The sequence below is a fragment of the Pseudomonas sp. PS1(2021) genome, from assembly GCF_020405165.1.
Classification (GTDB): domain Bacteria; phylum Pseudomonadota; class Gammaproteobacteria; order Pseudomonadales; family Pseudomonadaceae; genus Pseudomonas; species Pseudomonas aeruginosa.
In genome coordinates this window covers 6,588,934-6,608,291 of record NZ_CP084484.1, presented here as the reverse complement: position 1 = coordinate 6,608,291, position 19,358 = coordinate 6,588,934, and the positions used below count along the sequence as shown (strand labels likewise).

The window sequence follows — 19,358 nt, the reverse complement described above, 5'->3', positions numbered from 1 at the left end:
GGAGCCTTCTAGCGAAGGCTCCGCTGCTCAGGGCTCCAATCCGATTCCGCGCAGGACCACGCTGGTCACCGTCTGCACCGCCCTTTCGAACTGCATGTCGCTGAGCGGCTGGTGGCCGTTGAGCACCTCGACCTGGTAGCCGAAGTCGGCGTAGTGCTGGGTGGAGGCCCAGATCATGTAGAGCAGGCTGCTAGGTTCTATCGACAGGATGCGCTTTTCCTCGACCCACTGGCGGATCTTCGCCTCCTTCATCTTGGCCCATTCGTAGAGGCTGTCGTCGAGGGTGGCGCCGAGCAGCGGCGCGCCATGCATGATTTCGTTGGCCCAGACCTTGGAGCCATGCGGGCGGGTGCGCGAATGGTTCATCTTCGCGCGGATATAGCTGGTCAATACCACCCTTGGGTCATCGAACATCTCGAAGCAGAGGGCGTCCTGCTTCCAGACCTCGAGCAGGCCGAGGAGGACGTCGCGGTACAGCTCGTCCTTGGTGCTGAAGTAGTAGTGCAGGTTGGAGCGCGGCAGTTCGGCTTCTTCGGCGATGTTGCCCATGGAGGTGCCGGCGTAGCCTTTTTCGGCGAAGACTTTTTCGGCGGCCAGGAGAATCTTCTCGACGTTGCGGCGGCGGATCTCGATCTTGTGTGTGCCCATGTGCGATCCATTACTGCGAATTCAACCAAGGCTACCAGCAAATCCGGGCGTGCGGCGACGCCCAGTCTTGCCAGGTAGCCCCTCTCAGCGACGCTTCGGACGGCGGCCGCGCAGGCGACGCCAGCCGATCCAGCAGCCGCTGGCGCAGACCACCAGGCCGCCGAGGCTGAAACCGAGCATCCACAGGTCCCACAGCGGACGCCGGGTCAGCAGCGGCAGCCAGTCCCAGCTATGCAACAGGGAAAACAGCCAGCGGCTGCCGCGCCGACCGTCGTCGAGCACGCCAACCACCGCGCCGCTGTAGGGATCCAGGTGCACCCAGGTATGCCGGGGATCGTCGAAACGCAGGCGCCAGACCGGCAGGCGCCGCTCCAGGTAGCCCATCATGCTGTGTTCTTCGCGCGGGTAGTAATAGAAGTCGTAGCGTTCCAACCGTTCGGCCTGCATCGGCACGCCCGGCAGCAGCGCGCGAGCCGCCGCCAGCAGGCGATCCGCGGGTAGCTCCCGGAGGATTTCGCCATCCGCCGTCAGCAGCAGGCTGTTGCCGCTGGCGCTGCGCCCGAGCGCATAGGGCTCGCCGTCGAGCGCCCGCCACTCCAGCTCGCGCACCCGCAACCCGGCGGCACGCAAGCGCCGCAGGACAGCGTCCGCCTCCAGTCCGGCGGGCAGCGCCCGGTCCCAGCTACCGCCCTGGTAGGCCGCGAGGTCGAACGGCGTACCGCGGCCGAACAGGTTCCACGGATTCATCGACATCAGCCCGCTGAAGATCCAGCTCAGCACCAGCGCGCCGAAGAGCAGGCCGGCGAGGTGGTGCCAGCGCTGGAAACCGCCCGCATAGGGCGAGCGCGAGCCGCTGCGATAGGGCTTGCGGAAGCGCCAGCGGAGCAGGCCGACGAGGATGCCGAGGACGGTCGCCAGGGTCGCCAGCAGCGACAGGCCGATCACCAGGTTCGCCCACTGCCCGTCGAACCAGCCGCCGCGCAGCGGATAGAGCCAGTGCAGCCAGGCGCCGAGCCAATTCCAGGCGCGCTCCCGGCGGCTGGCGTCGCGTACCACCTCGCCGGTCTGCGAGGACAGGTAGAGCAGCCGGCCCTGCTCGTCCGCGGTCTGCACCCGCCATAGCGGCCGGTGCGGATCGAGGTTGCGGGTATGGGTCCAGGCGTCTTCCTCGATCCGCCCTTGCAACTGCATCGGTACTTCGCCGCTGAAGGCACGGGCCGAGGCCAGCACCCTGTCCGCGTCCACCGCCAGCGGTCGGCCGTCGCGCGCCGCCAGCGCACGCGTGCGTCCGTCGGCATCGTCCAGCAGGTAGGTCGGCAGGCCTCCTACGCTGGCCAGCCGGATGCTCCGCGGGGTCTTTCCATCGCCGCCGGCGAGAGCCGTCCGCAGCGGTACGCAGGCCTCGCAGCCGTCCAGCTCGGGCAGGTGGGCCAGGCGTTCCAGCGGAGTCAGCTTGGGATAGCCGACATACAGCATGACCATGCCGGAGACGAACCAGAGCACCATCAGCAGGCAGCAGCCGATGCCCAGCCAGCGGTGCCACAGGTACAGGTAGCGTTTCATCGACGACTCCTCAGAAGCGCGTCTGCACGCTCAGCTCGAAGGTGCGCGGGTCGCCGACGTAGTACAGCGGCGTGCTCTGCACGAAGCGCGCGTAGACCTCGTCGGTGAGGTTGCGCACGCGCCCGGTGATCCGCGTGCGCTCGTCCAGCCGGTAGCTGAGGAAAGTCCCGTAGACCGTATAGGACGGCACGTGCCAGGTGTTGGCGTTGTTGGCGTACACCGAGGACACGTAGCGCGCGTCCACCCCGCCCTGCCAGGCCGGGTCGAAGTCGTAGGTCAGCCACAGGTTGCCGACCCGCTCCGGCACGTTCGGCGGCGTCTTGCCCTTACGCGAGACGGCGACGCCGCCGACGTTCTCGGTGAACTCGTCGTACTGCGCGTCGACCCAGGCGAAATTGCCCTCGGCCAGCAGCTTCGGGGTGATCCGCAGGGAGGCGGCGGCCTCGATGCCCCTGGAGGTCTGCTGGCCCACCGGCACGCTGAGGTTGGGGTTGTTCGGGTCGGCCACCGAGAAGTCCCGGCGGACGATGCGGTAGGCGGCCAGGGTGGCGCTGCCGCGACCGTCGAGGAAATCGAACTTGCTGCCCAGCTCCCACTGGTCGCCGGTGGACAGGTCGTAGTCGCGGACCTGGCCGAAGCTGGCGCTGGTCAGCACCCCGCCCGGCGGGTCGGCGGCGGTACTGTATTGCAGGTAGACGTTGGCGTGCGGGGTGAACTGGTAGACCAGCCCGGCGCGCCCGGTGACCACGTCCCAGCGCCGTTCGAAGTGTGCGGGATCGCTGGCTGGCGGTCACCGTCCGATGGTTGCGCACGTCGAGGTCGAGGTGGTCGTAGCGCAGCCCGGTGACCAGCGAAAGCTCGTCGGTCAGGCCCAGGCGGTTCTCGGCGAACAACGCGCTGGTGCGCACCTCGTTGCTGCGGTCCTTCCGGTGGCCGGGACGCATGCCCGGCAGGTCGTAGAAGTGGCCCGGCTCGAAACTGGCCGGATCGACAGTACCGAACGGCCCGGAGGCGGTACTCGGGAAGCGCGTCTGCTTGTTGATGCTGTAGTCGAAGCCCAGCGCCCAGTCGCTGGCCAGTCCGAACAGCGGCTGGCTGTGCTGTAGCTCGAAGCGGTTGCCGTTGAGCTGCTGGTCGTGGCGCTGGAGGAATGCGTTGGAGCGCACCACCCCGCTGTTGTCGGCGTTGTAGCGGTAGGTCTCGAGGTTGCGGTAATCGCGCTCGGCGTCGTAGTGGTAGAAGGTGTTGCGCCAGCGCGTGCTGTCGCTGACCCGGTATTCGAGGATCGAGCGCAGCCAGCGCACGCGCTGTTCGTAGCGGCCATCGGCGACGTTGTAGTTCTCGTGGCGACGGCTCTTGTCGATCTTCAGCTCGCCGGCGTAGGGATTGAGCACCGGCGTGCCCCAGTAGGGGCTGTCTTCCTGCTCGTCCTGGTACTCCAGGGCCAGAGTGTGGGAAAGGTCCGGGGTCAGGTCGCTGAGCAGGGAGAAAGCGACGTTCCACGATTCGCGCGAATTGCGGTCGACGTAGCCGTTGCCGCCGCTGCGGCTGACGTCCAGGCGCACGAAGTGCTTCGGCTCGGGGCCGATGCCCAGGGCCTGGTTGAAGCCGAAGGCGACTTCCGAATCGTCGTAGCTGCCGTAGCGCACCCGGCCTTCCATGAAATCGCCGTAGCGGTCGGCGAGCTTGCTGATGTAGTCCAGCGAGCCGCCGACGGCACCGGCGCCGTTGAGGAAGGAGGACGGACCGCCGACCAGCTCGACGCGGTCGACGATCCAGTCGTCCAGCGGACGCATGGCGCTGCTGTATTGCACCGGAATGCCGTTGAACAACTGGTTGACCTGGTTCGAACTGAAGCCGCGGTAGGTGACGAAGCCGCCGAAGCCGGGCGGCGCCGAGGCGTTCACGCCGGGCAGGCTGTTGGCGATGTCCTGGGTGCTGCGCAGGCCGCGCCGCTCGAAGCTGGCACGGTTGGCCACGCTTACCGAGCCGGGAGTCTCGCGCAGGCTCAGGCCCAGGCGCGAGCCGCCACCGGCGCTGTCGTCGAGATCGAGGGCCGGCGGGGTTTCCCCGGCGGCGCCGGCGCTGACGGTGAGGGCGGGCAGTTCGGTGGGTTCCTCATCGGCCCAGAGCAAGGCCGGAACGCCGGCCAGGGTGAGGTTGAGACCCAGCGCGAGGACGCGGCGGGCCGTGGAGTGCTTTTTCATCGAGCGATCCTGAAGCAAGGCATGGTGGGCACGCCCGCCTCGCCCGGATGGACAGCGGCGAGCGCTGCGCGGACGAGGCAGGACGGGCGACGGATGCAAATGCCCGGCGCGGCGGGCGTTCAGGATCAGGCGGGGGAAGCGCGCGGGTTGGCCGGCGGCCAGACGTACCGGGGCGGCACCGGCTCGCGCGTGGCGGGCGGGCGGAAACGCGCCTGGCGCCGCCGTTGCAAGCGCCAGGACCAGATCACCCCGAGCGCGACGAACAGCACCAGGGCGCTGCACATCGGGCAGCTCACCGGCAACTGGGGATTGACCGGTACCGGATCGCCGGCGGACCCGTCGTCGGGATCCAGGGATAGCCATTGGCTGGCACCGGCGACGCAGAACAGCCCGACGCTGGCCTTCTGCCCTTTGTCGCTGCCCACTCCCAGCGCCTGCAGGTGCAGGACGCCGCAAGCCAGCGCGTTGACCAGCACGCAGGCACAGAGGGCGAAGCTCAGCCACTGCAGCAGCGGTGAGCGGGAGATGGGAGCGATTCTCATGACCGCGCACTCTAGCATCCTGACCCGCAAATTCCCCGCGCTTCTGCGCTGCGGTGCATCGCCGCAGCCCGAGGGCGCGACGCACGGCGACGAGCGGCGTATCAGGGGTGACTTGGGAGTTTCATGTGGCGCCGCTATAATCGCCCGCTCAGGCGGCCCTTCGGGTCGCTCCCGCCTTCCGTTCGAGGGGCGCTGCAGCAGGCCTAGGCCTGTCAGGCTCGAACGGAGCGCGCTCTCAGGCCGGCCTCGCCGGTCTGTCAACGCACCAACGGCGCCCATTCGCAGACAACGAATGGAGAGTTACGCATGAGCGCTGTCATGACGCCCGCCGGTTTCACCGACTACAAGGTCGCCGACATCACCCTGGCCGCCTGGGGCCGCCGCGAGCTGATCATCGCCGAATCGGAAATGCCCGCACTGATGGGCCTGCGCCGCAAGTATGCCGGCCAGCAGCCGCTGAAAGGCGCGAAGATCCTCGGTTGCATCCACATGACCATCCAGACCGGCGTGCTGATCGAGACCCTGGTCGCGCTGGGCGCCGAAGTCCGCTGGTCGAGCTGCAACATCTTCTCCACCCAGGACCAGGCCGCCGCCGCCATCGCCGCAGCCGGCATCCCGGTGTTCGCCTGGAAGGGCGAGACCGAGGAAGAGTACGAATGGTGCATCGAGCAGACCATCCTCAAGGACGGCCAGCCGTGGGACGCCAACATGGTGCTGGACGACGGCGGTGACCTGACCGAGATCCTGCACAAGAAATACCCGCAGATGCTCGAGCGCATCCACGGCATCACCGAAGAGACCACCACCGGGGTCCACCGCCTGCTCGACATGCTCAAGAACGGCACCCTGAAAGTCCCGGCGATCAACGTCAACGACTCGGTGACCAAGAGCAAGAACGACAACAAGTACGGCTGCCGCCATAGCCTCAACGACGCCATCAAGCGCGGCACCGACCACCTGCTGTCGGGCAAGCAGGCCCTGGTGATCGGCTACGGCGACGTGGGCAAGGGCTCCTCGCAGTCGCTGCGCCAGGAAGGCATGATCGTCAAGGTCGCGGAAGTCGACCCGATCTGCGCCATGCAGGCCTGCATGGACGGCTTCGAAGTCGTCTCGCCGTACAAGAACGGCATCAACGACGGCACCGAGGCCAGCATCGACGCCGCGCTGCTGGGCAAGATCGACCTGATCGTCACCACCACCGGCAACGTCAACGTCTGCGACGCCAACATGCTCAAGGCGCTGAAGAAGCGCGCGGTGGTCTGCAACATCGGCCACTTCGACAACGAGATCGACACCGCCTTCATGCGCAAGAACTGGGCCTGGGAAGAGGTCAAGCCGCAGGTGCACAAGATCCACCGCACCGGCAAGGACGGTTTCGACGCGCACAACGACGACTACCTGATCCTTCTCGCTGAGGGCCGCCTGGTCAACCTGGGCAACGCCACCGGCCATCCGAGCCGGATCATGGACGGTTCCTTCGCCAACCAGGTGCTGGCGCAGATCCACCTGTTCGAGCAGAAGTACGCCGACCTGCCGGCCGCCGAGAAGGCCAAGCGCCTGAGCGTCGAAGTGCTGCCGAAGAAGCTCGACGAGGAAGTGGCCCTGGAGATGGTCAAGGGCTTCGGCGGCGTGGTCACCCAACTGACCCCGAAACAGGCCGAGTACATCGGCGTGAGCGTGGAAGGCCCGTTCAAGCCGGACACCTATCGCTACTAAGCGGACCACGGGGCAGGCGCCATGCGCCTGCCCCGTTCGCATGAGCGCTCCCACGATGTCCACGCACCTCGCCGATCGCTACAACCAGGCCTGGCTGTTCGCCGCCCGCGCCCACCGCAACCAGACCCTCAGCGGCTCGCCGCTGCCTTATCTGGTGCACCTGGGCATGGTCGCCAACGAGCTGCTGGCCGCCGATCGCGACGGTGCCATCGAACGGCTCGGGGAAACCCTGCAGATCGCGGTCCTGCACGACACCCTGGAAGACACGGCGACCTCACCCGAGGAGCTGCGGCAACAGTTCGGCGAGTTCGTCTGTGCCGGCGTGCAGGCCCTGAGCAAGCGCGTCGGCGACGGCCCCAAGCGTTCCCTCGACGACTATCTCCAGGCGCTTGCCGAGGGCCCGGCGCAGTACGCCCTGGTCAAGCTGTGCGACCGCATCACCAACCTGCAGCCACCGCCGCAGACCTGGAACCAGGACAAGATCGCGAACTACCACCAGGAGTCGCAGCTGATCCTCGCTCGCCTCGGCCATGCCCACGCCGCGACGGCCCGACGCCTGCGGGAAAAAATCGAGCACTACCGCCAGTACTACTGAAGTACCCGGCGCTAGTCGGAATCAACAAGAAGAGGCGCGGCCGTGGTCGCGTCCAAGGAACCGATCATGAGTCAGAGCGAACGCCGTTTCAGCTTCGAGTTCTTCCCGGCGAAGACCGAGGCCGGCCATGAAAAGCTGTTGGCCACCGCCCGCAACCTGGCGGGCTACAAGCCCGACTTCTTCTCCTGCACCTACGGCGCCGGCGGATCCACCCGCGACCGCACGTTGAGTACCGTGCTGCAACTGGACGGCGAGGTGAAGGTGCCGACCGCGCCGCACCTGTCCTGTGTCGGCGACTCGAAAGCCGAGTTGCGCGAACTGCTCGGCCGCTACCGCGAGGCCGGCATCCGCCGCATCGTCGCCCTTCGCGGCGACCTGCCGTCGGGCATGGGCATGGCCAGCGGCGAACTGCGCTACGCCAACGAACTGGTGGACTTCATCCGCACCGAGACCGGCGACCACTTCCACATCGAGGTCGCCGCCTATCCGGAGGTCCACCCCCAGGCGCGCAGCTTCGAGGATGACCTGGCGAACTTCGTGCGCAAGGTGAAGGCCGGCGCCAGCAGCGCCATCACCCAGTACTTCTTCAACGCCGATGCCTATTTCTACTTCGTCGAGCGGGTCGCCAAGCTCGGCGTGGACATCCCGGTGGTCCCCGGCATCATGCCGATCACCAACTACTCCAAGCTGGCGCGCTTCTCCGACGCCTGCGGCGCCGAACTGCCGCGCTGGATCCGCAAGCAACTGGAAGCCTACGGCGACGACAGCCGCAGCATCCAGGCCTTCGGCGAGCAGGTCATCAGCGAGATGTGCGAACGCCTGCTGGAGGGCGGCGCACCGGGACTGCATTTCTATACTTTGAACCAGGCCGATCCGAGCCTGGCGATCTGGAAGAATCTCCAGCTGCCACGCTGATACCGCCCACGCGGTTCGGCCCGGCAGCGTATACCGGCAGGGATGCCTCTCACGCGATCCACGACAGACATGGCCAACTCACGCAAGCATCTGATCTACCTGGTCTACGGGCGACAGACCTACCACCAGGAAGCCCTGTTCAGCATCGCCAGCGCCTTCGCCCACCTCCGCGACGGGGCGGCGCATGGCCTGACGGTCAGGGTCTATACCGACGACCCCAGTCCCTACGCCGGCCTGCCGGTGCAGGTCCGCGAAGTGACGGCCGAGGAGCTGGTCGCCTGGTGCCAACCGCACGGCTATCACTTCCGCGCCAAGCACGTGGCCCTGCGCGACGCCCTGGAAGACGCCGACCAGGCATTGCTGATCGACACCGATACCTTCTTCCACAGTTCGCCCCTGCGCCTGTTCGACCGCATCCAGCCCGGCAGCCTGCTGTGCAACGCGATCGGCGCGCGCTATGGCGAACACCGTAACTTCCCGCTCTACCGCGACCTCTCGCCCTACCTGTTCGAGCGCGGCTGGGCCGACGACGAGATGCACCAGCTCAACTCCGGCGTCATCGGCCTGCCTCGGGAAGAGGCGAAAATACTCGACCGTTCGTTGGAATTAATGGATGAACTCTATCCAATTGCCAACGGTGCCTATACTCTTGAGGAATTCGTCCTGGCCGTCGCCGCCCACAAGCGGCTGGAGCTGGTGGGTTGTACCGACCTGATCCACCATTACTGGAGCCGGAAACAGCTGTTCCGCGCGAAGATCCAGGCCTGGTTGTGCAAGCACGGTTCCTCCCTTCTCAGCGCTGCAGCCCTCGACGACACCCTCAAGGTGACCGATCGACTGCCACGCCCACCGCGTGCCAAGCGTCTGCTGTACAAGCTGGGAACCCTGCCGTTGCCGGCTCCGATGCGCCAGTTCAGTATCGAACTGCTCTACGGTTGCCACGAATACAGTAACGAGTTCGACCGGGCCTGCGGCCCCGTCTGGTGGGAGAAAGCCGCGACCAATGCCATCGAACGCTATCCGCAGGAACCGATTGCGGAACAAATCGAGGATTGGCTGAATCACAGCTTGCTGCGCAACCTCCTTGGCTCCCGGGCCAACGAGATCCGCCAGCATTTGCGCCAACGTGACCTGCTCTGACCGCAGCCCTCCGTTGACGCTGCCCCCGGCCCCCCCACCCAGGGCCGGGAGCGAACCGGCCAGCGCCCCCGACCAGGTGCGCGGCCATGCCCGCGAGGGCACCCGTTCGACACCGGCCACCGAGCGCATACGCAGCGCCGCGGCCAGACCTTCCGCCCTGGCCGACAGGGCCCGAAGGTAGACAGGAGTTCGCAGAACTTGGTGATTTCACAGCAGCCGGCCTCGCCCCGGCCCATATAGGAAAACCCGCATGTCCTTTTCTTCCCTCGGACTCTCCGAGGCGCTTGCCCGCGCTGTGGAGGCTGCGGGCTACAGCCAGCCCACTCCCGTGCAACAGCGGGCGATTCCCGCCGTGTTGCAAGGTCGCGACCTGATGGTTGCGGCACAGACCGGCACCGGCAAGACCGGTGGTTTCGCCCTGCCGGTACTGGAGCGCCTGTTCCCCGCCGGTCATCCCGACCGCGAACACCGCCACGGCCCGCGCCAGGCGCGCGTGCTGGTACTGACCCCGACCCGTGAGCTGGCCGCCCAGGTGCATGACAGCTTCAAGGTCTACGCCCGCGACCTGCCGCTGAACAGCACCTGCATCTTCGGCGGGGTTGGCATGAACCCGCAGATCCAGGCCCTGGCCAAGGGCGTCGACGTACTCGTCGCCTGCCCCGGCCGCCTGCTCGACCTGGCCGGGCAGAACAAGGTCGACCTGTCCCACGTGGAAATCCTCGTCCTCGACGAAGCCGACCGCATGCTCGACATGGGCTTCATCCACGATGTGAAGAAGGTTCTCGCCAAGCTGCCGCCCAAGCGCCAGAACCTGCTGTTCTCGGCAACCTTCTCGAAAGACATCGTCGACCTCGCCAACAAGCTCCTGCACAACCCGGAACGCATCGAGGTAACGCCGCCGAACACCACGGTCGAGCGCATCGAGCAACGCGTGTTCCGCCTGCCGGCGCCGCAGAAGCGCGCCCTGCTGGCGCACCTGGTAACCGTCGGCGCCTGGGAACAGGTGCTGGTCTTCACCCGTACCAAGCACGGCGCCAACCGTCTCGCCGAGTACCTGACCAAGCACGGCCTGCCGGCCGCCGCGATCCATGGCAACAAGAGCCAGAACGCGCGGACCAAGGCGCTGGCCGACTTCAAGGCCAACGACGTGCGCATCCTGGTGGCGACCGACATCGCCGCCCGCGGCCTGGATATCGACCAGTTGCCCCATGTGGTCAACTACGAGTTGCCCAACGTCGAGGAAGACTACGTCCACCGCATCGGCCGTACCGGCCGCGCCGGACGCAGCGGCGAGGCGATCTCGCTGGTGGCGCCGGACGAAGAGAAGCTGCTCAAGGCCATCGAGAAGATGACCAGACAGCGTATTCCCGATGGCGATGCCCAGGGTTTCGACCCCGAGGCCGTGCTGCCCGAGGTGGCCCAGCCGGAGCCCCGCGAGGCGCCGCAGAAGCAGCCGCGCCGCGACAAGGAACGGCGCAGCAGCCGCGAGCGCAAGCCGAAAGACGCCCAGGCGAGCAACCCCGACAGCAATGTCGCTGCGGCCCAGGACGGTACCGAGAAGCCGGCCGGCAAGCGCCGCCGTCGTGGTGGCAAGAACAAGGAAAACCGCGAGGCCGGCCAAGCGCAGCCGCCGCGGCAGAGCCGCGAAGCGCGTCCGGCCAAGCCCAATCGGCCGCCGGAAGTCGACGGTAATCGCGATCCGGAAGAGTTCCTCGACGACGACTTCGACAATTTCGGCAACCGCGCCGACTACGTCAGCCCCTACCAGGGTCAGGAAAACAAGGGACGCGGACGCCGCGGTGGCCAGCAGAAACCCCAGGGCGGCACCGGCCAGCAGGGTCGTGGCCAAGGCCAGGGCCAAGCTCGCGGCAAGAGCCAGGGCGCCGCTCAAGGTGGCGCTCGCGGTCAGGGTGCCGGCCAGGGCAAGGCGAAGAAACCGCGCGCCAGCAAGCCGCGCGGCCAGGGTCGCGAGAATGCCTCGCGGATGAGCGACGCGCCGCTGCGCGAGCCGTCCGAGTACGGCACCGGCAAGCAGCCGAGCCGCCAGCCGGTGGTGATCAACAAGCGCGACCTGGTGCGCATGGATCGCTTCCCCACCGCCGAGCAGCTCGACGAGCTGGAACCGCGGCGCAAGGGCGAGCGCCCCGCACTGCTGACCCGCAACCGCTAAGGCCGAGCGGGTCCGTGACGCGGACCCGCCGACTTCCGCGAGGATAAAAAAACGCCGACCCTAGGGTCGGCGTTCTTGCATGGCGCGGAAGGCGATCAAGCCTGGGGATCTTCCTTCTTCGCGGTCTGCTGCTGGGTCACGGTCTGCTGGTTCCAGCCGCCGCCGAGGGCCTTGTACAGGTTGACCTCGCTGGTCAGCTGATTGAGGCGGTCGGTGATCAGTTGCTGCTGCGCGGTGAACAGCGAGCGTTGCGCGTCGAGCAGGGTCAGGTAGTTGTCCACCCCCGTGCGATAGCGCTTGTCGGCGAGCTGGTAGTACTCGTCGCTGGCCTTGACCAGATCGCGCTGCGCCTGCAACTGCTCGGTGAAGGTACCGCGCGCGGCCAGGCCGTCGGCGACTTCCTGGAACGCCGTCTGGATCGCCTTCTCGTACTGCGCGACGTTGATGTCCTTCTGGATCTTCGCGTAGTCCAGGCTGGCACGCAGGCTGCCGGCGGTGAAGATCGGCAGGTTGATCGACGGCTGGAACAACCAGGAACCCGAACCGGCGTCGAACAGGCCGGACAGTTGGCGGCTCATGGTGCCGGCGTTGGCGGTCAGGCTGATGCTCGGGAAGAACGCCGCGCGCGCGGCGCCGATGCTGGCGTTGGCGGCCATGAGCTGGTGCTCGGCCTCGAGGATGTCCGGGCGCCGTTGCAGCAGGTCCGACGGCAGACCTGCCGGCACTTCGGTCAGCAGGGTCTGGTCCAGGCCCAGGCCTTGCGGCAGGTTCGCCGGGATCCCGGAGCCCAGCAGCAGGACCAGCGCATTCTGGTCCTGGGCTACCAGGCGGGTGTACTGCGCCAGGGTCGCGCGGGCGCCTTCCACGGCGGTCTGCGCCTGGCGCAGGTCGAGCGCGGAGGCGACGCCGACGTCGTAGCTGCGCTGGGTCAGGTCGAAACTCTTCTGGTAGGTGCCCAAGGTGTCCTTGGTCAGCTGCAACTGCGCCTGGTCGGCCTTCAGCGTCAGGTAGGCGGTCGCCACGCTGGCCACCAGGGTGGTCTGCGCGCTGCGCTGCGCCTGTTCGGTCGCCAGGTACTGCTCCAGGGCCTGGTCGCGCAGGCTGCGCAGGCGGCCGAAGAGATCGAGTTCCCAGGCGGTAGTGCCCAGGGTCACCCCGTACTGGCTGGAAATCGCCGGACTGCCGGTGGTCGACAGGTCGCCCGGCAAACGCTGGCGGGTGCCGCTACCGTCCACGCCGATCCGCGGGAACAGGTCGGCCCGCTGGATGCGGTACTGCGCCCGGAAGGCCTCGACGTTCAACGCGGCGACCCGCAGGTCGCGGTTGTTTTCCAGCGCCACGCCGATCAGTTGCTGCAACTGCGGGTCGCGGAAGAACTCGCGCCAGCCGATGTCGGCGGCCGGAACGGCCGCCGCGCCGGTGTTCTGCCCGTAGGCCTGCCCTTGCGGGTAGGCCGCGGCTACCGGCGCCTCGGGGCGCTGGTAGTCGGGGATCAGCGAGCAGCCGGACAGAACGACAGCGGCTACCGCCAGGGAAAGGAAGGACCGTTTCATATCATTGCCCCTTTTCGACGGACGCTTGCTGCTTGGACGCCTCGTCCTTGAACAGCGTGCTGACCGCCACGTAGAACAGCGGTACCCAGAAGATCGCCAGGACGGTCGCAGTGACCATGCCGCCGATCACGCCGGTACCGATCGCATGCTGGCTGCCCGAGCCGGCGCCGGTGGAGATCGCCAGCGGGACCACGCCGAGGATGAACGCCAGGGAGGTCATCACGATCGGCCGCAGACGCATGCGGCAGGCTTCGATGGCCGCCTCGACGATGCCCTTGCCCTGCTCGTGCAGCTCCTTGGCGAACTCCACGATGAGAATGGCGTTCTTCGCCGACAGGCCGATGGTCGTCAACAGGCCCACCTGGAAGAACACGTCGTTGGACAGGCCGCGCATGGACGTCGCCAGCAGCGCGCCGATCACGCCCAACGGCACCACCAGCATCACCGAGAACGGAATCGACCAGCTTTCGTACAGGGCCGCCAGGCAGAGGAACACCACCAGCAGCGACAGCGCATACAGCGCCGGCGCCTGCGAGCCGGACAAGCGCTCCTCGTAGGACAGGCCGGTCCAGGAGTAGCCAACGCCTTTCGGCAATTGCTTGACGATCTCCTCGACCGCCGCCATGGCGTCACCGGAACTCAGGCCGGGCGCCGGCTCGCCGAGGATCTCCATCGCCGGCACGCCATTGTAGCGCTCCAGCTTCGGCGAACCGTATTCCCACTTGCCGGTGGCGAAGGCGTTGAACGGCACCATCTCGCCCTTGTCGTTGCGCACGTACCACTTGCTCAGGTCGTCCGGGTTCATCCGCGCGTCCGGCCTGCCCTGCAGGTAGACCCGCTTGACCCGGCCACGGTCGATGAAGTCGTTGACGTAGCTGGAACCCCAGGCGATGGACACGGTGCTGTTGATGTCGGCAAGGGACACGCCGAGGGCGCTGGCCTTCTCGTCGTCGATCTCCAGCTTGTACTGCGGTTCGTCGCTCATGCCGTTGGGGCGCACGCGTTGCAGCGCCGGGTTCTGCGCGGCGAGCATGAGGAACTTGTTGCGCGCCTGGAGCAGGACTTCGTGGCCGACACCCGCCTGGTCCTGGAGGAACAGGTCGAAGCCGGTGGCGTTACCCAGTTCCAGTACCGACGGCGGCGCGAAGGCGAACACCATCGCGTCCTTGAAGCTGAAGAAGTGCATCTGCGCGCGCTTGGCCAGTTCGAACACGCTGTTCTCGCCACCGGGACGCTCTTCCCAGGGCTTGAGCATGATGAACGCCATGCCCGAACTCTGGCCGCGGCCGGCGAAGTTGAAGCCGGTCACGGTGAACACCGAGCTGACCGAAGAGCTTTCCTTCTCCAGCAGGTATTCGCGCATCGAGTCCACCACCACCTGGGTACGCTCGGCACTGGAGCCCGGCGGGGTCTGTACCTGGGCGAACAGTACGCCCTGGTCCTCGTCGGGGAGGAACGCGGTGGGAATGCGGGTGAACATCCAGATCATCCCGGCCACGATCACCACGTAGATCAGCAGGTACGGCGCGCGATGTTTGAGGATCGACGCCACGCCCCGCTCGTAGCCGTGGGTGGTGGAAAGGAACATCCGGTTGAACCAGCCGAAGAAGCCGCCCTTGTGCTCGCCATGGTCGCCTTTCTCGATCGGCTTGAGCATGGTCGCGCAGAGCGCCGGGGTGAGGATCAGCGCCACGATCACCGAGAGGGCCATGGCCGACACGATGGTGATGGAGAACTGCCGGTAGATCACCCCGGTGGAGCCGCCGAAGAACGCCATCGGCAGGAATACCGCCGAGAGCACCATGGCGATACCGACCAGCGCGCCCTGGATCTGGCCCATGGACTTGCGCGCCGCCTCCCTTGGCGACAGGCCTTCCTCGGCCATCACCCGCTCGACGTTCTCCACCACCACGATGGCGTCGTCCACCAGCAAGCCGATGGCCAGCACCATGCCGAACATGGTCAGGGTGTTGATCGAGAAGCCGAACGCGGCGAGCACGCCGAAGGTCCCCAGCAGCACCACCGGTACGGCGATGGTCGGGATCAGCGTGGCGCGGAAGTTCTGCAGGAACAGGTACATCACCAGGAACACGAGGAGGATCGCCTCGCCGAGGGTCTTCACTACCTCATGGATCGAGGCCGAGACCACCGGGGTGGTGTCGTACGGGTAGACCACCTTCATGCCCTGCGGCATGAACGGTTCCAGGTTGGCGATGGTCTGGCGGATCGCCTTGGCGGTATCCAGCGCGTTGGCGCCGGTGGCCAGCTTGATCGCGATACCGGACGCCGGGCTGCCGTTGAACTGCGCGTTGATGCTGTAGTCCTGGCCGCCCAGGCCTACATCGGCGACGTCCTTCAGGCGCACCTGGGAACCGTCGGGATTGACCTTGAGCAGGATGTTCTCGAATTGCTCCGCGGTCTGCAGGCGGGTCTTGCCGATGATGGTGGCGTTGAGCTGCTGGCCCTTGACCGCCGGCAAGCCGCCGAGCTGGCCGGAGGAAATCTGCACGTTCTGCGCCTGGATCGCGCTGCTCACGTCGCCGGGGGTCAGCTGGTAGCTGTTCAGCTTGGCCGGGTCGAGCCAGATGCGCATCGAGTACTGCGAGCCGAACACCTGGAAGTCACCGACGCCCTTGGTCCGCGAGAGCGGGTCCTGGATGTTGGAAACGATGTAGTTCGACAGGTCTTCCTTGGTCATGCTGCCGTCGGTGGAAACCACACCGACCACCATGAGGAAGTTCTTCACCGCCTTGGTCACCCGGATCCCCTGGCGCTGCACTTCCTGCGGCAGTAGCGGGGTGGCCAGTTGCAGCTTGTTCTGCACCTGGACCTGGGCGATGTCGGGGTCGGTGCCCTGTTCGAAGGTCACGGTGATGGTCATGCTGCCGTCGGAGTTACTCTCCGAGGAGATGTAGCGCAGATTGTCGATCCCGTTCATCTGCTGCTCGATCACCTGGACCACGGTGTCCTGCACCGTCTCGGCCGAGGCGCCCGGGTAGCTCACCTGCACGGCGATGGCCGGCGGGGCGATGGCCGGGTACTGGTTGACCGGCAGACTGAGGATCGACAGGCCGCCCGCGAGCATGATCACCAAGGCGATCACCCACGCGAAAATGGGCCTATCAATGAAAAACTTCGACATTACGAATCCCCTTGATCAGCCCTTGCTGTCGGTTTTCGCCGGAGCGGCGTCGGCCTTCTGCGCGGACGCGACATTCTTCGCCGGCACGGTCTTCACCTCGACACCCGGCTGCACGAACTGCAGGCCTTCGGTAATGATCTTGTCGCCGGCGTTCAGGCCTTCGGTAACCAGCCACTTGTCGCCGATCACCCGGTCGGCCTTGATCACCCGCAGCTCGACCTTGTTCTGCGCGTTCACCACCAGCGCGGTAGCCTGGCCCTTGAGGTCGCGGGTCACGCCTTGCTGCGGAGCGAGGATGGCCTTCTGCTTGACGCCTTCCTGCAACTGCGCGTGAACGAACATGCCGGGCAGCAGCTCGTTGTTCGGGTTGGGGAACACGGCGCGGATGGTGACCGAGCCGGTGCCTTCGTCGACGGAAACCTCGGAGAATTCGAGGCGACCTTCCAGCGGGTATTGGCTACCGTCCTCCAGCTTCAGGGAGACCTTCGCCGCGTTGTCGCCGGCGCGCTCCAACTGGCCGCTGGCCAGTTCGCGGCGCAGGCGCAGCAGGGCGGTGGACGGCTGGGTGACGTCGACGTAGATCGGGTCGAGCTGTTGCACGGTGGCCATCGCGTTGGCCTGGCCGTTGGTCACCAGGGCGCCTTCGGTCACCGCGGAACGGCCGATGCGGCCGGAGATCGGCGACAGCACCTTGGTGTAGCGCAGGTTGATCCGCGCCTGCTCCACCGCCGCCTTGGACTGCAGGTAGGCGGCATTGGCGTCGGCGTACTGCTGCTTGCTCACGGCCTGGTCGGCGACCAGCAGCTTGTAGCGCTGGGCCTGCTCCTGGGTCGAAGCCAGGTTGGCCTGGGCGCTCTGGTAGTCGGCCTCGTAGGTGGCGGGGTCGATCTGGTAGAGCTGCTGCCCGGCCTTGACGTCGCTGCCTTCCTTGAACAGGCGCTTGAGGATGATGCCGTTCACCTGGGGACGCACCTCGGCGATGCGGAACGCATTGGTCCGGCCCGGCAGCTCGGTATTCAGGGTCACCGTCTGCGCTTCCAGGGTCACGATCCCGACCTCCGGCGTTTGCGCCGGCGGCGGCGCCTCGCTTTTTCCGCACCCGGAAAGGGCCGAAATCGCGACCAGCAGGGCCGGAACCAGTACACGCATGGCTGGCGTTCGTTGCATAGCGTTGTCCTCATGAGCGAAAGCGGCCGATGCAGCGTGAAGGCGCTGCACCGGCTCGAAGAAGGCAGGCAAAATACTTACATTCATAGGTGTTTGTAAACGTCCGAAAGCCTCGCGTGAAAACACCTGAAACGTTTTAGCTCGATGGCCGGTTATCCACCCGGCGCCATGGCCCATATTCAGAACCTGAAACAAGGTTGATAAGGTCAACTAAAATAAGCAAAATAGTTGACTGGATCAACCACATTTACATTAGGTTTACTCGGCCAAACCAATGAACTACCCCGTGAATCCCGACCTGATGCCCGCGCTGATGGCGGTCTTCCAGCATGTGCGGACGCGCATCCAGAGCGAGCTCGATTGCCAGCGACTCGACCTGACCCCGCCCGACGTCCATGTATTGAAGCTTATCGACGAACAACGCGGGCTGAACCTGCAGGACCTGGGACGCCAGATGTGCCGCGACAAGGCACTGATCACCCGGAAGATCCGCGAGCTGGAGGGAAGAAACCTGGTCCGCCGCGAGCGCAACCCCAGCGACCAGCGCAGCTTCCAGCTCTTCCTCACCGACGAGGGGCTGGCCATCCACCAGCATGCGGAGGCCATCATGTCACGCGTGCATGACGAGTTGTTTGCCCCGCTCACCCCGGTGGAACAGGCCACCCTGGTGCATCTCCTCGACCAGTGCCTGGCCGCGCAACCGCTTGAGGATATTTAAGAACATTCTTTTCGAAGCACAATGAAAAACGCCGGCGATCGCCGGCGTTTTTCGTTTCAGGTATCCGCTTACTGGCGAATGCCTTCGACGGAGAGCAGCAGCTCGACTTCCTGGGATGCCGGGCCGAGGTCCATCTTGATGCCGAAGTCTTTCAGCTTCAGGGTGGCGCTGCCTTCGAAGCCGGCACGGTAGCCGCCCCACGGGTCGTCGCCCTGGCCGATCAGCTTGGCCTTGATGGTGACCGGCTTGGTCACGCCGTTCAGGGTCAGGTTGCCGGTGATGTCGGCGCTGTCGCCGTTGGCCTTCACTTCGGTGGATTCGAAGGTAGCGGTCGGGTTCTTGCTGACGTTGAGGAAATCACCGCTGCGCAGGTGCTTGTCACGCTCGGCATGGTTGGTGTCCACGCTGTTGGTGTTGATGGTCACCTTGACCTTGTCGGCCGACGGGTTCTTCTCGTCGAAGGTGAAGCTGCCGTCGAAGTCGTTGAAGCGGCCGTACAGCCAGCTATAGCCCAGGTGCTTGATGCGGAACTCGATGAAGGCGTGCTGGCCTTCCTTGTCGATCTTGTAGTCCGCGGCCATTGCCTGGCCGGCGGTGAACAGTGCGGAGCCGAGCGCCAGCGCGGCAAGGGTCTTCTTCAGCATGGACATTCTCCTTAACGTGGTTGTTGATCATTCGACGAGCGACCGAGCATGCGCTTTAGGGTCGGGTCGCGGTCGACGAAGTGATGCTTGAGGGCGGCCAGGGCATGGAGGACGGCGAAGACCACCAGCGCCCAGGCCAGGTAGAGATGGATTTCACCCGCGACGTCTGCCTGGTCGGGCAGCCCGCTGAGGGTTGCCGGCACGGAGAACCAGCCGAACACGCTGATCGGTTCGCCGTCGGCGGTGGAAATCAGGTAGCCCGCGACGATCACCGCCAGCAGCAGCCCGTACAGCGCGAGGTGGCCAAGCTTGCTCGCTACCCGCGTGAGCGGACCGTGGTTGGCCGGCGCCGGCGGCGGCGGGCTGACGAAACGCCAGACGATCCGCACCAGCAGGGCAATGGCCAGCAGGATGCCGATGCTTTTATGCAGCGCCGGCGCGGGGTGGTACCAGGGGTCGTAATAGCTCAGTTCGCGCATCCACAGGCCCAGGCCGAACAGGCCGAAGACCACCAGCGCGCTGCCCCAGTGCAGGAACAGGCTGAATACGCCGTAACGGGATGAGGTATTGCGCCACTGCATGAAAAACTTCCTTGAAAAGCGAAGCCTCAAGACTAGCGGCAAATCCATCGAGTTAAA

General features: G+C 66.0%; 14 protein-coding genes, 1 pseudogene and 1 riboswitch. Of the genes and pseudogenes, 6 read left to right on the top strand and 9 right to left on the bottom strand.

Going from position 1 to position 19,358, the window contains the following annotated elements:
- Window positions 1-27: 27 nt before the first annotated feature.
- The 4 genes and pseudogenes from LE197_RS31280 to LE197_RS31265 form a co-directional block, all read right to left on the bottom strand.
- Complete coding sequence (locus tag LE197_RS31280) at window positions 28-648, bottom strand: TetR/AcrR family transcriptional regulator (protein ID WP_003084655.1); 621 nt, start codon at window positions 646-648, stop codon at window positions 28-30.
- 84 nt (window positions 649-732) lie between these two features.
- On the bottom strand, window positions 733-2,211 hold the full coding sequence (locus LE197_RS31275; RefSeq protein WP_003142657.1) for a PepSY domain-containing protein: 1,479 nt from the start codon (window positions 2,209-2,211) through the stop codon (window positions 733-735).
- Window positions 2,212-2,221: 10 nt separating this feature from the next.
- Window positions 2,222-4,418: pseudogene (locus LE197_RS31270) on the bottom strand (TonB-dependent receptor).
- Window positions 4,419-4,543: 125 nt separating this feature from the next.
- Complete coding sequence (locus tag LE197_RS31265; RefSeq protein WP_003160904.1) at window positions 4,544-4,960, bottom strand: DUF2946 domain-containing protein; 417 nt, start codon at window positions 4,958-4,960, stop codon at window positions 4,544-4,546.
- Between the two features lie 178 nt (window positions 4,961-5,138).
- A riboswitch (S-adenosyl-L-homocysteine riboswitch) is annotated at window positions 5,139-5,244 on the top strand.
- Between the two features lie 22 nt (window positions 5,245-5,266).
- Between LE197_RS31265 and ahcY the strand changes: the two genes are divergently transcribed.
- From ahcY to LE197_RS31240, 5 genes are all read left to right on the top strand, one after another.
- Window positions 5,267-6,676, top strand: a complete 1,410-nt coding sequence (gene ahcY, locus LE197_RS31260) for an adenosylhomocysteinase (protein ID WP_003099900.1) — start codon at window positions 5,267-5,269, stop codon at window positions 6,674-6,676.
- 40 nt (window positions 6,677-6,716) lie between these two features.
- A complete protein-coding gene (locus tag LE197_RS31255) occupies window positions 6,717-7,271 on the top strand; it encodes an HD domain-containing protein (protein ID WP_003118822.1) in 555 nt (184 codons plus the stop codon).
- Window positions 7,272-7,337: 66 nt separating this feature from the next.
- Window positions 7,338-8,186 (top strand): methylenetetrahydrofolate reductase [NAD(P)H], encoded by an 849-nt coding sequence (metF, locus tag LE197_RS31250; protein ID WP_003084639.1) that lies wholly within the window; start codon window positions 7,338-7,340, stop codon window positions 8,184-8,186.
- 69 nt (window positions 8,187-8,255) lie between these two features.
- Window positions 8,256-9,326, top strand: a complete 1,071-nt coding sequence (locus LE197_RS31245) for a hypothetical protein (RefSeq protein ID WP_003084637.1) — start codon at window positions 8,256-8,258, stop codon at window positions 9,324-9,326.
- Between the two features lie 250 nt (window positions 9,327-9,576).
- Complete coding sequence (locus LE197_RS31240) at window positions 9,577-11,496, top strand: DEAD/DEAH box helicase (protein WP_028681154.1); 1,920 nt, start codon at window positions 9,577-9,579, stop codon at window positions 11,494-11,496.
- A gap of 95 nt (window positions 11,497-11,591) precedes the next feature.
- Here LE197_RS31240 and oprM read toward each other — a convergent pair whose 3' ends face one another.
- Genes oprM through mexA form a run of 3 tightly spaced genes read right to left on the bottom strand, consistent with a single transcriptional unit; the run spans window position 11,592 to window position 17,358 of the window.
- The gene (oprM, locus tag LE197_RS31235) at window positions 11,592-13,049 is read right to left on the bottom strand and encodes a multidrug efflux RND transporter outer membrane channel subunit OprM (protein ID WP_003084633.1); all 1,458 of its coding nucleotides are present in this window, start codon (window positions 13,047-13,049) and stop codon (window positions 11,592-11,594) included.
- Between the two features lies 1 nt (window position 13,050).
- The gene (mexB, locus tag LE197_RS31230) at window positions 13,051-16,191 is read right to left on the bottom strand and encodes a multidrug efflux RND transporter permease subunit MexB (protein WP_003107312.1); all 3,141 of its coding nucleotides are present in this window, start codon (window positions 16,189-16,191) and stop codon (window positions 13,051-13,053) included.
- A gap of 15 nt (window positions 16,192-16,206) precedes the next feature.
- The gene (mexA, locus tag LE197_RS31225) at window positions 16,207-17,358 is read right to left on the bottom strand and encodes a multidrug efflux RND transporter periplasmic adaptor subunit MexA (RefSeq protein WP_003118819.1); all 1,152 of its coding nucleotides are present in this window, start codon (window positions 17,356-17,358) and stop codon (window positions 16,207-16,209) included.
- A gap of 274 nt (window positions 17,359-17,632) precedes the next feature.
- Between mexA and mexR the strand changes: the two genes are divergently transcribed.
- Window positions 17,633-18,076 carry a MarR family transcriptional repressor MexR gene (mexR, locus tag LE197_RS31220; RefSeq protein ID WP_003114897.1) on the top strand — a complete coding sequence of 148 codons (444 nt, stop codon included), beginning with the start codon at window positions 17,633-17,635 and terminating at the stop codon, window positions 18,074-18,076.
- Window positions 18,077-18,144: 68 nt separating this feature from the next.
- Here the strand turns inward: mexR and LE197_RS31215 are convergent, their stop codons facing one another.
- On the bottom strand, window positions 18,145-18,720 hold the full coding sequence (locus tag LE197_RS31215; protein WP_003084626.1) for a YceI family protein: 576 nt from the start codon (window positions 18,718-18,720) through the stop codon (window positions 18,145-18,147).
- 11 nt (window positions 18,721-18,731) lie between these two features.
- Window positions 18,732-19,301: a cytochrome b gene (locus LE197_RS31210; RefSeq protein WP_003106133.1), complete on the bottom strand. Its 570-nt coding sequence runs from the start codon at window positions 19,299-19,301 to the stop codon at window positions 18,732-18,734.
- Window positions 19,302-19,358: the final 57 nt, after the last annotated feature.

Excerpts from the sequence above, each read along its gene's own strand:
- LE197_RS31240 (WP_028681154.1), top strand. The coding sequence starts at position 9,577 with ATGTCCTTTTCTTCCCTCGGACTCTCCGAGGCGCTTGCCCGCGCTGTG.
- oprM (WP_003084633.1), bottom strand. The coding sequence starts at position 13,049 with ATGAAACGGTCCTTCCTTTCCCTGGCGGTAGCCGCTGTCGTTCTGTCC.
- LE197_RS31245 (WP_003084637.1), top strand. The coding sequence starts at position 8,256 with ATGGCCAACTCACGCAAGCATCTGATCTACCTGGTCTACGGGCGACAG.
- mexB (WP_003107312.1), bottom strand. The coding sequence starts at position 16,191 with ATGTCGAAGTTTTTCATTGATAGGCCCATTTTCGCGTGGGTGATCGCC.
- mexA (WP_003118819.1), bottom strand. The coding sequence starts at position 17,358 with ATGCAACGAACGCCAGCCATGCGTGTACTGGTTCCGGCCCTGCTGGTC.
- LE197_RS31210 (WP_003106133.1), bottom strand. The coding sequence starts at position 19,301 with ATGCAGTGGCGCAATACCTCATCCCGTTACGGCGTATTCAGCCTGTTC.
- ahcY (WP_003099900.1), top strand. The coding sequence starts at position 5,267 with ATGAGCGCTGTCATGACGCCCGCCGGTTTCACCGACTACAAGGTCGCC.
- mexR (WP_003114897.1), top strand. The coding sequence starts at position 17,633 with ATGAACTACCCCGTGAATCCCGACCTGATGCCCGCGCTGATGGCGGTC.
- LE197_RS31275 (WP_003142657.1), bottom strand. The coding sequence starts at position 2,211 with ATGAAACGCTACCTGTACCTGTGGCACCGCTGGCTGGGCATCGGCTGC.
- LE197_RS31255 (WP_003118822.1), top strand. The coding sequence starts at position 6,717 with ATGAGCGCTCCCACGATGTCCACGCACCTCGCCGATCGCTACAACCAG.
- LE197_RS31215 (WP_003084626.1), bottom strand. The coding sequence starts at position 18,720 with ATGCTGAAGAAGACCCTTGCCGCGCTGGCGCTCGGCTCCGCACTGTTC.
- LE197_RS31265 (WP_003160904.1), bottom strand. The coding sequence starts at position 4,960 with ATGAGAATCGCTCCCATCTCCCGCTCACCGCTGCTGCAGTGGCTGAGC.
- LE197_RS31280 (WP_003084655.1), bottom strand. The coding sequence starts at position 648 with ATGGGCACACACAAGATCGAGATCCGCCGCCGCAACGTCGAGAAGATT.
- metF (WP_003084639.1), top strand. The coding sequence starts at position 7,338 with ATGAGTCAGAGCGAACGCCGTTTCAGCTTCGAGTTCTTCCCGGCGAAG.